Genomic DNA, 13,896 nt, shown 5'->3' on the forward strand with positions numbered 1-13,896 from the left:
TCCTTGTGTAGACAAGGAGTTTTTTACTTATTTTTATTAAGAATTTTTTATATTGTAGTATCCTATAAGGCGTAATTGAAATTCTTTTAATTCCGGATACGCCTCTAAGTTTGCTAACATACCTCTAATTACCGGAATTCTTGGATTAAGCAATCGTATTTCAGCCTCTAAAACATCTAACGTTACTAACAACTCATCATCCTCTAATTGATCAGCTAAATTACGCTTAAATACAATAATTTCTTTTAAAAAATGCTCTTTAACTTGTTCCTTAATGAGCTCGGATTTACAAAGAAATTCTCCAAGCTTTTCTTCATGTAAAATAGGTTCTTCCGAAGATTCTACTAAGCCATCTACTAAATGATCTACTCTTTTTAAAATAAAAGCAGCGACATACGATAAATCGATTTCTGGTGCTTGTAAAATAATTAATTCTAAATACCCACGGCATATGCCTTCTACCATAATTACTAAATCCAATAAATATGGCATAACCTTTTCACCATAAATGGACAATAAACTATTCCGATAAAATGCATGAGACTCTAACTTCATCCGCATCATAAATTCTTCCACTTCTTTATTAAACGGAATTGCATTTTCTCTCGCATGCATAATAATAAATTCTTTATGCTTTTGTATATCATTAAACTGACAATGTAATTGTTTTGCAAATTTTTCACGTGGTAATAAAGACTCTTGTTCAATATCCAGCATTTTCTTTTGGATTTTGCCATAATAATATCGAAGTGTCGCTAATAAAAGCTCATCTTTCGATTTAAAATATAAGTAAAAAGCTCCCTTAGATATACCACTAGCTGTCACAATTTCCTGCACTGATGTCGCATTTACACCCTTAGTAGCAAATAACTTCATAGCCGATTCTATAATTAAACGCTCTTTTTCTTTCATATCTTCTCTCCTAAATTTAATCTCGCATCTTATTATAAATGTATTATACCATCTCTTTTTATTGACGATTGACCGAGCGGTCAGTTATATTATGTATTAGACTGACCAGTTGGTCAATATAATAAAAAGGGAGCGCAAACATGAACAAAATCATCAATTTCTCGTTAAAAAATAAGTTCGCAGTTTGGCTACTAACCATTATTGTTACTATTGCCGGGATCTACTCTGGACTCAATATGAAGCTGGAAACAATTCCTGATATTACAACACCGATTGTAACAGTAACTACGGTCTATCCTGGTGCTACACCAGAAGAAGTAGCTGATAAAGTTTCAAAGCCGATGGAAGAACAACTACAAAATTTAAGCGGTGTTAACGTTGTAAGCTCATCATCTTTTCAAAACGCATCTTCTATTCAAGTAGAATACGATTTTGATAAAAATATGGAAAAAGCAGAAACAGAAATTAAAGAAGCTCTTACGAATGTGAAGCTCCCAGACGGTGTTAAAGACCCTAAAGTTTCACGAGTAAACTTCAATGCTTTTCCTGTTATTTCGTTAAGCGTAGCAAGCAAGAATGAATCTTTAGCTACCTTAACTGAAAATGTAGAAAAAAATGTTGTACCAGGATTAAAAGGACTTGATGGTGTTGCATCTGTTCAAATTGCTGGTCAACAAGTAGACGAAGTACAGCTCGTCTTCAAGAAAGATAAAATGAAAGAACTAGGACTAAGTGAAGATACTGTAAAAAATGTAATTAAGGGATCGGATGTATCTTTACCACTTGGCTTATACACATTTAAAGACACGGAAAAATCAGTTGTTGTAGATGGCAATATTACAACGATTAAAACATTAAAAGAACTCAAAATCCCAGCTATACCTTCCTCACCTAACGGTCAAGGTAGTCAAAATGCTGGCGCTGGTGCACAAACGCCGCAAATGAATCCAGCTGCTATGAACGGGATTCCAACAGTTACATTAGACGAAATTGCTGACATTAAAGAAGTTGGGAAAGCAGAATCCATTTCTCGAACAAATGGAAAAGAAGCAATTGGAATTCAAATTGTGAAGGCCTCTGATGCAAATACAGTTGATGTTGTAAATGCAGTAAAAGATAAAGTAAAAGAACTTGAGAAAAAGTATAAAGACTTAGAGATTATTTCAACATTCGACCAAGGTGCACCTATTGAAAAATCAGTAGAAACAATGCTGAGCAAAGCAATTTTCGGTGCTATCTTTGCGATTGTTATTATTATGCTGTTCCTACGAAATATTCGAACAACGTTAATCTCTGTCGTTTCAATACCACTTTCTTTATTAATTGCTGTTTTAGTCATAAAGCAAATGGATATTACGCTTAACATTATGACACTTGGAGCAATGACAGTTGCTATAGGCCGCGTTGTCGATGACTCAATTGTTGTTATTGAAAATATTTATCGACGTATGTCGTTATCAGAAGAGAAATTGCGCGGAAAAGATTTAATTCGTGAAGCTACGAAAGAAATGTTTATCCCGATTATGTCTTCTACCATTGTAACAATCGCTGTATTCTTACCGCTAGGGCTTGTAAAAGGTATGATTGGTGAAATGTTCTTACCATTCGCCTTAACTATCGTCTTCGCTTTATTAGCGTCGTTACTAGTAGCAGTTACAATCGTACCGATGCTAGCCCATTCCTTATTTAAGAAAGAGAGCATGAGGGAAAAAGAAGTACATCATGAAGAAAAACCAAGTAAATTAGCAAATGGTTATAAACGCATACTTGCATGGGCTTTAAATCACAAAATTATTACATCAAGTATCGCTGTCCTTCTATTAGTTGGTAGTCTTGCACTTGTACCAGTTATCGGTGTAAGTTTCTTACCTTCTGAAGAAGAAAAAATGATCATTGCAACATACAACCCTGAACCAGGTCAAACGTTAGAAGACGTTGAAAAAATTGCAACAAAAGCTGAGAAGCACTTCCAAGATAATAAAGACGTCAAAACAATTCAGTTCTCATTAGGTGGAGAGAATCCAATGAGTCCTGGTCAATCAAACCAAGCAATGTTCTTCGTGCAATATGATAACGACACAAAAAACTTTGAAAAAGAGAAAGAACAAGTCGTTAAAGATTTACAGAAGATGTCTGGCAAAGGCGAATGGAAAAACCAAGACTTCGGAGCAAGTGGCGGTAGTAATGAAATTAAACTATACGTTTACGGAGATAGCTCAGAAGACATTAAGCCTGTCGTAAAAGATATTCAAAATATCATGAAGAAAAATAAAGACTTAAAAGATATAGATTCTAGTATTGCAAAAACATATGCAGAGTACACTTTAGTCGCAGATCAAGAAAAGCTAAGTAAAATGGGCTTAACGGCTGCTCAAATTGGAATGGGACTTTCTAATCAACATGATCGCCCTGTTCTGACAACAATTAAAAAAGACGGTAAAGATATCAATGTATATGTAGAAGCTGAAAAACAAAATTATGAAACAATCGATGACTTAACAAATCGCAAAATTACAACACCACTTGGTAATGAAGTAGCTGTGAAAGATGTTATGACTGTAAAAGAAGGTGAAACATCGAATACAGTAACACACCGAGATGGACGTGTTTATGCAGAGGTTAGTGCCAAATTAACATCTGATGACGTTTCAAAAGCATCTACTGCAGTACAAAAAGAAGTAGATAAAATGGATCTTCCTTCTGGTGTAGATGTTTCCATGGGCGGTGTTACTAAAGATATTGAAGAATCATTCAAGCAACTTGGCCTAGCGATGTTAGCTGCGATTGCCATTGTATACTTCGTTCTTGTCGTTACATTTGGCGGTGCCCTTGCACCATTCGCAATTTTATTCTCACTACCATTCACAATCATCGGGGCTCTTGTTGCCTTATTAATCTCTGGTGAAACATTAAGTGTCTCTGCAATGATTGGTGCGCTTATGTTAATCGGTATCGTTGTAACAAATGCAATCGTGCTTATCGACCGCGTTATTCATAAAGAAAATGAAGGTCTATCAACACGTGAAGCTTTATTAGAAGCTGGTGCAACACGCCTTCGACCAATTTTAATGACTGCAATTGCAACAATCGGTGCTCTTATCCCGCTTGCATTAGGATTTGAAGGTAGTGGCTTAATTTCTAAAGGACTTGGCGTAACGGTAATTGGTGGATTAACAAGTTCAACGTTATTAACACTTCTTATTGTTCCAATCGTTTATGAAGTATTAAGCAAATTTAAAAAGAAAAAAACAAAATAACAAAAAAATAACCTCGCTAACTGCGAGGTTATTTTTTATTTCCAAACAAGATTAGGAAATCGCCATAGCCTTCTTTCTCTAATTCCTCTTTTGGAATAAATCGAAGAGCTGCGGAATTAATACAGTAACGAAGGCCATTTGGTCCTGGACCATCTGGAAATACGTGCCCAAGATGTGAATCTCCTTCTTTACTTCTCACTTCTGTACGTGTCATATTATGACTCACATCCATCTTTTCTTTCACACTAGCTGACATCACTGGTTTTGTAAAACTAGGCCATCCACATCCACTATCAAATTTATCTAGAGAAGTAAACAACGGCTCACCTGAAACGATGTCTACATAAAGACCTTCCTCTTTATGGTTCCAATACTCATTTCGAAATGGTGGTTCTGTACCATTTTCCTGTGTTACATAATACTGCATCTCATTGAGTTTTTCTTTTAAATGAGCATTATCCTTTGGCCAATGTTGCTTAATAAAAGCATCTCGTCCTGAGCCTTTACGATATAACTCATAGCGGAATGTGTTTTTCTTATGGTATCCTTGGTGATATTCTTCAGCTGGATAAAATGTAGCTGCTGGTAGTATTTTTGTCGCAATTGGTTTTGAAAAGCGTCCACTCTGCTCAAGCTCTTCTTTTGAGGCCTCTGCTTTTTTATGTTGTTCTTCATTATGATAAAAAATCACCGTTTCATAAGACTGTCCGCGGTCGTGGAATTGTCCACCAATATCGGTCGGATCAATTTGTCTCCAATATATATTTAACAATTCCTCATACGGCATTTTATTTGCATCAAATGTAATTTGTACTGCCTCATAATGTCCCGTCGTTTCTGAACATACTTCTTTATACGTTGGATTCTCTTTATGACCACCTGTATAGCCAGAAACAACCTTTATAATCCCTTCCATCTCTTCAAATGGCGAAACCATACACCAGAAGCACCCTCCAGCAAATGTAGCTAACTCTACCTTTTCATTTACAGCCATTCTTTCACCCCTATTCTATGTTCTTCTTACAGTATGGCATAAGGAACATCATGTTATAAAAGAAAAAGCATCGAACATCGATGCTTTTTCTTACTTCACTTTATTTTTTCCAACATCCTTCTCCATTTCATCACTTGTCACGTCTAAAACATCTAGTAAGAAAATGAAGATTGGAATACCGATAATCAGTCCCCATACACCTAAGAAGTGCTCTGAGAAAATTAATACCATAAAAGTATAGAAAATCGGTAAATTTGTTTTTTGCGACATAAACTTCGGATTTAATACGTAACTTTCAAGCGCATGAATCACTGTTACGATAACTAAAATATAAACAACGTACATAATACCGCCAATATTGTAAGCAATCATACAAAGTGGGAATAACGAAATGATAACCCCCGCTACTGGAATTAATCCAAGCAAGAAAATCATTAATGCTAAACCTAATAATTGCGGGAATCCTAATATCCATAATGCGATAACTGAAAGAACACAGTTAACAACAGCAATTAAAAATTGTGCTTCGATTACCTTTCCAAATGAACGTGCAAATTTCTTTCCGAAGTACTCAATTTCAGTATAGAAAATTGCAAGCCTGCTTTCTTTAAACTTTGCAGTAAAACCAAAAATACGAGATTTTTCTAGTAAGAAAAACAAACTCAAAATTAAAGAAAGTAAAACTTGAAGGCCGAATTTACCAACATTTGTAATCGATTTATACAAAATGTCTACGCCTTGTCCTACATATTTAGAAAGCTCCATATGATTGACAGCATTAACTGCATACTTAATTAGTTCACTATCTGGTGGGTTTCTTAAAAATACATTGAATTGGTAAATCAGTTGTGAAATTTGTATCGTCAATACTGGTAAATATTTAAATAACGTAATAGCAATTCCACCAATTAACATTACATATAGAAATGCTATAATAATTTTTCGATTAATAGGCATGAAATGATCTAATTTGCGGGAAATAAACTTTTGGAATCGATCCATTAAATACGTGAGAATAAACGTAATTAATATTAAATTCAACATACTTTGCAGCCCGTATAACACGAGAGCAAGTATTACTAATACGAGTAACCTCTGAAATCCTTTGCTTTGAAACAGGTTTTTTATTTGCATAATCGACGAATACTCTCTCCTGTCCTATAAACTAAAACGTTAATAAGTAGATTTCTCTCTCTTTTCTACTTTTAATTATTCATTCATATTAAGATTTTTATAAACTCATTATATGCCTACCTTAACAGGTATATAAGTAGCTTACTTCTTATTTTACAATACAATGCCCTAATTCAAAACGTATTCTACATAGTATTAATGAAGATTTAAGGAAACTTCCATTTTTTTAAATAGGTCTTACCACTACTGTAACATAAAAAGCAAGCTATCAGTAGAAATCTGTCCTACAAATAGCTTGCTTTTCTTATTTTTTAAGTCAGTTTTACTATCCAATGAATGGCATAAACATTGGGATGACAACTACTGTTACAACCCCAACTACCGTTACAGCAATACTTGCCATCGCTGCCTCTACCTCACCCATTTCAATTCCTACTGCAACTCCTAATGCATGGCCCGCTGTTCCAAGTGCTAAACCTTTTGCAATCGGATGTTTCACTCTAAATGTTTTTAAGAATAATGCCCCTAATGCGTATACGATAACTGCGTTAAAAATAACTGCAAAAGATGTAATTGCTGGAATACCACCAATACTTTCTGAAATTGGTAACGCAATTGCTGTTGTTGCTGCTTGTGGTAACATTGAATTCATTACTGCTGTATCTAAACCGATTGCTTTTGCAACAATGAACACGACAATTACTGAGCAAATAGATCCAACCACGATAGCCGATAAGATTTGCCACCAATATTTTTTTAACTTATCTACTTGTTTATATAGTGGGATAGCGAATGCAATTGTTGCTGGTTCTAAGAAGAAACTAATCATTTTTCCGCCAGTATTATATTCTTCAAAAGTAAAGTTACCTACCTTTAGAAAGACAATCCCTAATACCATCGCTACGAATAATGGTGTAAATAAAAAGAATCCTTTTGAATGCTTGAATAATAATGTTCCGATCCCGTATGCGATTAATGAAACGACGATTCCGAAATATGGAGTCATTGTGCTTGCCATGTTTATTACCTCCTAACAATATATAAATGTAGTGGTTACGCAACCTTTCCGTGCTTGCGTCCTTTATTTACTACTTTCAATTCTTTTGTATCTTCTGTTTCTTTCTCATCTTTTCCTAAAATGAATTGTGCAAATAATCCTGTTACAGCGAGTAAAATAACTGTTGCGACAACAATTACAGTTAAAATTTGTACAAAGTACTGCCCCATTACACCAAGAGAATTAATAACTGAAATACCTGATGGGACGAATAAGAATCCAATAATACCTGTTAAAGCTGTTCCAAGTGATTCAACTTGCTCCAATTTAATAACTTTTAAACATAATAGACTAAATAAAATAACTAACCCGATTACCGATGAAGGCATTGGAATTGGTAAATGTGTTGCAATAATATTAGAAATTAACATAATAGCTGAGAATATGAATGCTTGTGATAAGAAACTATATACTTTTTTCGTACTCATTTTGGCCACCTCTTTCGATTTGGTACCTTTATTGTATAGGATGTAAACAAATAAGTAAGCGTTTGCATAACAGAACGTCAAATATACAGAATCAGTTACAAATATAAAAGGATGAAATACAAAAGCTGCTTCTTAAATACGAAGCAGCTTCTTGAGTTCTTTTGCATATGTACGACTAACAGGTACTTTCGATCCTTCTTTCATAATTAAATTATAAGTAGAATTGAACCATGGCTGAATTTCAGTAATATGATTAATATTCGCAATAAAACTACGGTGTACACGCATGAAGCTTGCTTGTGGTAACTTCTTCTCTAAAATTACAAGTGTATCATGTGTTACATACGTTTCCCTCATTGTTTTTACTGTTACTTTCCCATCTACAAGCCCTACATATATAATATCTTCAATATTCACAAGTACGATTGATTCTTCAATTGGTAATGCTAATTTATGCATCTCTGCTGTTACATCTGTCCCCTTTATTTCGTGCTTCGTTTCTGTTTGCGCTTGTTTTTGTTTTTTATACTTCTTTAATGTCTGCACAATACGCTCTTCATCAAATGGTTTTAAAATGTAGTCTAACGCATCTACTTCAAATGCTTGCAACGCATATTGATCATAGGCCGTAGCAAATACAATTGCAGGTGGATTTTTCATCTTCTTTAATATATTCGCGATTTCAAATCCGTTATCATCGGATAATTGAATATCTAAAAACACAATATCTGGTCTACTTTGCATTAGTTCTTCTAATGCGTCTTCCACACAATCAGCCTCACCAACTATCTCAACTTCTTTCGTCCTCTCTAATAGATACTTTAGTTCATCACGTGCTAACATTTCATCGTCAACTACTAATACTTTTAACACCCGGTTCTTCCTCCCCTACTTTTTTTGGAATAATAAAGGTAATCTCCGTCCCTTTATTTAATTCACTTTCGATATGAAGCATCGTTTCTTTCCCAAATAAACCAATAAGACGTTCGTTAATATTATATAAAGCTGTTCCAGTCCCTTTCTTTGACGAAACTACCATCTTTCCTAATTGTTCTAAACGTTCTTCATCAATTCCCTGTCCATTATCTTTTACTTCAAAGTGAACCATACCCTCTTTTTCAAAAACATGCACTTCCACTTCGCATACTGGTTGCTTCTTCGGAAAAGCGTGTCGCAATGCATTTTCAACCAATAGTTGAAGAACAAATGGTGGTACTAAAATTGTCTTTAGCTCATCCTCAATATACATCTTTACCTCATACTTATTTGGGAACCGTGCTTGTTCTAGTGATAAGTATGCCTGTACATGGTTTAATTCTTGTTCTAGCGGAATCAATAACTGACGTGCTCCTTGCAAATTACAACGGAAATACACGCTGAGCTGTAATAATAACTTCCTTGCTTTTTCTACATCTGTTCGGCATAAAGCTGATACTGTATTAATCGCATTGAATAAAAAGTGCGGGTTAATTTGCGCTTGTAATGCTTTTATCTCCGCATCTTGAAGTAATTTACTTTGCAACTCAGCTTCCCCTAATTCAAGTTGTGTAGAGAATATTTTTGCTAACCCTTCTGCTAATTCCTCTTCCACACGACTTAACTGGTTAGGATTTTTGAAATACAGTTTTAATGTCCCTATCGTATTTCCATGCGAAGTTAGTGGAATAACAATCGCCGCTTGCAAAGGGCATCCTTCATGTTGACAATTAATGACCTCACGTGATTTTGCTTTCATTATTTTCCCTGTATTTAAAACTTCTTTCGACAAACCAGTTATTAAACTATGTGAAGGAATATGATGATCTGATGCTAATCCAACGTGCGCTAATATTTTCTCTGTATCTGTTAAAGATACCGCATCCGTTCCTGTAAAGCGGTGAATAATTTGTGCCACATGCTTACACGATTCTTCTGTTAAGCCTTGACGAAAATACGGTAATGTTTTATCAGCAATACGCAATACTTTATGAGTCTGAAGCGCTTTTGCATTCTCCTCCTGACGCAAAATAGCTTGTATCATAGAAAGTAAAATAAAACTGCCAAAACTATTTACAAGAATCATCGGTATCGCTATTGTTTTCACAACGCTAATTCCATCCTCTATAATTAATAAAATCATAAGCATTTCTAAAGATACGATAAAAATACTTAAAACTGCTGAAAACTTAGGAGTAATTGTACGATTATATTTTTTGAAAATATATCCGATATAACCAGTTATAATCCCAGCTAAAATAGAAGAGATTGCGCAGCTTAACGCTGTCGTACCACCAAGCATATAACGATGAATACCAGCAAAAAATCCTACTCCAACCCCTACAATAGGGCCACCAAGTAAGCCGCTAATACCAACACCCATAATACGCGTATTCGCAATTGTGCTTGACGAAGAAACACCTTGTAACCAGTTTTCATTCATAATCGTATTTCCTGCTATTTCAATCCCAGTGTAATTGCTTACAATTGTAAATACCGAAAAAATACAAATAAGCTTAAGCTTATCTACATAGCCATCCTGTTTATGAAGGAGGCGTCTGAAAGTTTTAATATGAGAGAGTAAAAATCCTAAAATAACTATAAGTCCGACTCGTTCAATCATCATGAGTACTAAATTTAGCATCTTTGATTCATTCCTTTTTATTTAGTTAGTTTTATTATGGGAAAATAATGAAGTCGGCGTCAAGAAGAACGAAATGTTTTTTGAAATATTTTACACATAATAACTTTCTCTTTATTTGACAATACAATAGAAGAGTGCTAAAAATAAAGTAATATAATACAGTCCTTTAACCCAACCCCGTGAGGTTGAGAAGGAAGTCGGAATACAATATACGTATGTTCTTTTTTGGGGATACGTATGCTTTTTTGGCCTTCTCATCATATCAGGTGAGAAGGCCTTTTGTTATTCTTCCATAGCGACTGTAGAAAATAAGGAGGAGTAATAATGAACGTCACTACTGATGTACAACAAACAACAGAGGAGACGAAAGCGAAAAGATATAAAACATTATTTGGTTCTGCGCTAGGATATGCAGCAGAAGGTTTAGATATGTTGTTATTATCTTTCGTACTTGTCTATATTTTAAAAGAGTTTCACTTAAGTCCTGTTGAAGGTGGAAACTTAACATTAGCTACCACAATAGGGATGTTAATTGGTTCTTATTTATTTGGATTTATTGCTGATTTATTTGGCCGTATTCGTACAATGGCCTTCACAATCTTACTGTTTTCACTAGCAACCGCACTCATTTATTTCGCAACAGACTACTGGCAATTATTAATTCTGCGCTTTTTAGTTGGAATGGGAGTTGGTGGTGAATTCGGAATCGGAATGGCCATCGTAACAGAAACATGGTCTAAAGAAATGCGTGCTAAAGCGACATCTGTTGTTGCACTTGGATGGCAATTTGGTGTATTGGTTGCTTCAATCCTTCCAGCATTTATTGTCCCGCACTTTGGATGGAGAGCCGTTTTCTTATTTGGATTAATTCCAGCTTTACTAGCTGTCTATGTCCGCAAAAGTTTAAGTGAACCGAAAATATGGGAGCAAAAGCAACGCTACAAAAAGGAACTATTGCAAAAAGAAGCTGCAGGTAAATTAACAACTACTGAAGCAGAACAACTAAAACATATAAAAAAATTCCCACTTCGAAAGTTATTTGCCAATAAAAAAGTAACAATTACAACAATCGGTCTTATTATTATGTCGTTTATCCAGAACTTCGGATATTACGGAATCTTCACATGGATGCCCACTATTTTAGCAAATAAATATAACTATACATTAGCAAAAGCAAGTGGCTGGATGTTCATTTCTACCATCGGTATGCTAATTGGAATTGCAATCTTTGGTATTCTGGCTGATAAAATTGGTCGTCGTAAAACTTTTGCAATCTATTATATTGGTGGTACAGTATACTGTCTCATTTACTTCTTCTTATTCACAGATTCAACATTATTATTATGGGGAAGTGCATTGCTTGGATTCTTTGCAAATGGAATGATGGGAGGATTTGGAGCAATTTTAGCTGAGAACTATCCTGCTGAGGCTCGCTCTACCGCAGAAAACTTTATTTTCGGTACAGGACGTGGATTAGCTGGATTTGGACCTGTTATTATTGGCTTACTTGCTACAGGTGGCAACCTACTTGGAGCATTGTCCTTGATTTTTATCATCTACCCAATCGGGTTAATTACAATGCTACTATGTGTACCAGAAACAAAGGGGAAAGTATTAGATTAAACGTAAAAGAGGAAGCATCTCATTTAAGATGCTTCCTCTTTTACGTGTTTATTTATTTTGATTTACTAGCCTTCTGAAATAAGAATGCAGTTTTATCTTCTTCTTTTACAATACCTTGTTTTAATGCTAATTCTCCCGCAACTTTAGGTGCTAACCATAGCATTGGGAATAATAAAATTGATACCGGAACTGCCGTTACTACGATAAACGATTGTAGAGCATTAATACTTCCTTCACCCATATATAAAAGAATTGCTGCAACTGCCCCCATAATAAGCGACCAAAAAATTCGCAAACTAATTCTAGGATCTCCGTCTCCAGTCACTGCCATTGAAATGGAATAAGCCATTGAATCTCCTGTTGTCACTACAAATAAAATTGTTAATAAAAGAAATGCTGGTCCAATAATATTAGAAAGTGGCAATTGCCCTGTAATTGCAATCATAGCTGCCGGCATACCAGATTCACTTAATGCGTCCGAGATAGACCCAGGATTCATCAACTCATAAAACACGCCTGATCCACCTAATATAGTAAACCAAAACGTTGTAATAATAGGTGCGATAATTCCAATTGCAACGATGATTTCTCGAATCGTTCTCCCTCTTGAAATTCGACTCACTAAAATTGCCATCATTGGTCCGTATCCAATAAACCATCCCCAGAAAAAGATTGTCCAAGATCCTAACCAACTTGTATCACCACGGTATGTGCTCATCGGTATAAACTCATTTACATAAAATCCAAACGAAGAAACAAACGAATCAATAATAAATCCACCTGGCCCAAATAGTAATATGAATGCCATTAATACAATTGCTAATCTAACATTTAAATTACTTATAATTTGAATCCCTTTATCAATACCTGTTACTGCCGATATGGTAGACACGGCCACCACACAAACAATAATTGCTAATTGAGTAGTAAACACATCAGAAATTCCAAATAATTCTTGTAATCCATAACTTGCTTGTAAACCTAAAAATCCAATTGGGCCAATTGTACCTGCAGCTACTGCAATAATTGCAGCTGCATCAATTATCGTTCCAAGCAGGCTCTTTCTTAATTTTTCCCCAAAAATAGGATATAAAAGCGTTCGAGGTTTTAGCGGCATATCTTTATGATAATGTCCATACATCATAACTACCGCACTAATTGTACCTAAAATCGTCCATGCTAAAAATCCCCAATGCATATAACTTTGTGCTAAAGCAGGCATGACTGCTTCTTTCGTTCCAGCAGATATACCATCATGTATTGGTGGCACCGTCATCAAATGATACATTGGCTCTGCTGCTGCCCAAAAAACGCCACCTCCGGCAAGTAATGTAGACATAATAATAGCAAGCCATTTTGCCGTACTAATCTCAGGTTTTTCTAATCCTCCAAGCTTAACTCTCCCATATTTGGAGAACGCCATACACATCGCAACAATAAATGTACCTAATAATAAAACTTGCCAGAAGGCACCGAAATATTTAATTGAAAAAGCGAAACTTTTATTAATCGCACTCTCTACATAATCCTTGTTCAAAAAAACTGCAATTACAAATAATAAAAGTGAACCACCACTAATAATAAATACAGGCCAATCAGTTTTTCGACTCTTCATCCTCATTTACACTTCCTCCTTCCTCAGCAATCTAAAAAAACAACTTTATTATGTTTTATTGTTTAAAACCAAAACACAATAATTATATATGCATAACATTTTATCGACTTCCCACATACTTATGTTGTCCCTAAAAATATGCCAAATCCCTTATTAAAAAGAAAAAATCTCTTCCTCTTACATAAAAAAGCAAAACAAAAGACCTTATATTTCTATAAGGTCTTCGAAACAGAAATTTGATTATAACATAAGGAAC

The 13,896-nt window shown here is 35.0% G+C and carries 10 protein-coding genes and 1 pseudogene; 2 read left to right on the forward strand and 9 right to left on the reverse strand.

What is annotated here, in order from left to right; translation table 11 throughout:
• Window positions 1–36: 36 nt before the first annotated feature.
• A complete protein-coding gene (locus F3I02_RS31180; protein ID WP_196478760.1) occupies window positions 37–912 on the reverse strand; it encodes a TetR/AcrR family transcriptional regulator in 876 nt (291 codons plus the stop codon).
• Between the two features lie 140 nt (window positions 913–1,052).
• On the opposite strand from F3I02_RS31180, the gene F3I02_RS31185 reads away from it, so the two are divergent.
• A complete protein-coding gene (locus F3I02_RS31185; protein WP_074593914.1) occupies window positions 1,053–4,169 on the forward strand; it encodes an efflux RND transporter permease subunit in 3,117 nt (1,038 codons plus the stop codon).
• Window positions 4,170–4,197: 28 nt separating this feature from the next.
• Here F3I02_RS31185 and msrB read toward each other — a convergent pair whose 3' ends face one another.
• The 7 genes and pseudogenes from msrB to lytS all read right to left on the reverse strand — a co-directional run bounded on the left by msrB (window position 4,198) and on the right by lytS (window position 10,402).
• A complete protein-coding gene (gene msrB, locus F3I02_RS34770; RefSeq protein WP_224201069.1) occupies window positions 4,198–4,650 on the reverse strand; it encodes a peptide-methionine (R)-S-oxide reductase MsrB in 453 nt (150 codons plus the stop codon).
• 45 nt (window positions 4,651–4,695) lie between these two features.
• A pseudogene (gene msrA / locus F3I02_RS34775) lies at window positions 4,696–5,163 on the reverse strand (peptide-methionine (S)-S-oxide reductase MsrA); the annotation flags it as partial.
• 90 nt (window positions 5,164–5,253) lie between these two features.
• The gene (locus tag F3I02_RS31195) at window positions 5,254–6,297 is read right to left on the reverse strand and encodes an AI-2E family transporter (RefSeq protein ID WP_196478761.1); all 1,044 of its coding nucleotides are present in this window, start codon (window positions 6,295–6,297) and stop codon (window positions 5,254–5,256) included.
• 325 nt (window positions 6,298–6,622) lie between these two features.
• Window positions 6,623–7,315 (reverse strand): antiholin-like protein LrgB, encoded by a 693-nt coding sequence (gene lrgB, locus F3I02_RS31200; RefSeq protein ID WP_000168869.1) that lies wholly within the window; start codon window positions 7,313–7,315, stop codon window positions 6,623–6,625.
• Window positions 7,316–7,350: 35 nt separating this feature from the next.
• The gene (gene lrgA, locus F3I02_RS31205) at window positions 7,351–7,782 is read right to left on the reverse strand and encodes an antiholin-like murein hydrolase modulator LrgA (protein WP_000104901.1); all 432 of its coding nucleotides are present in this window, start codon (window positions 7,780–7,782) and stop codon (window positions 7,351–7,353) included.
• Between the two features lie 132 nt (window positions 7,783–7,914).
• Window positions 7,915–8,655, reverse strand: a complete 741-nt coding sequence (locus tag F3I02_RS31210) for a LytR/AlgR family response regulator transcription factor (protein WP_000921850.1) — start codon at window positions 8,653–8,655, stop codon at window positions 7,915–7,917.
• Window positions 8,633–10,402 (reverse strand): two-component system sensor histidine kinase LytS, encoded by a 1,770-nt coding sequence (gene lytS / locus F3I02_RS31215; RefSeq protein ID WP_046946508.1) that lies wholly within the window; start codon window positions 10,400–10,402, stop codon window positions 8,633–8,635. Before lytS ends, F3I02_RS31210 begins: the two co-directional genes overlap by 23 nt.
• Window positions 10,403–10,726: 324 nt before the next feature.
• On the opposite strand from lytS, the gene F3I02_RS31220 reads away from it, so the two are divergent.
• Window positions 10,727–12,025: an MFS transporter gene (locus F3I02_RS31220; protein WP_001103415.1), complete on the forward strand. Its 1,299-nt coding sequence runs from the start codon at window positions 10,727–10,729 to the stop codon at window positions 12,023–12,025.
• Between the two features lie 52 nt (window positions 12,026–12,077).
• Here F3I02_RS31220 and F3I02_RS31225 read toward each other — a convergent pair whose 3' ends face one another.
• A complete protein-coding gene (locus tag F3I02_RS31225) occupies window positions 12,078–13,646 on the reverse strand; it encodes a BCCT family transporter (protein WP_001242442.1) in 1,569 nt (522 codons plus the stop codon).
• Window positions 13,647–13,896 lie beyond the last annotated feature (250 nt).

Origin of the sequence: Bacillus sp. SRB3LM (genome assembly GCF_015712745.1) — a bacterium.
GTDB classification, from domain to species: domain Bacteria; phylum Bacillota; class Bacilli; order Bacillales; family Bacillaceae_G; genus Bacillus_A; species Bacillus_A thuringiensis_K.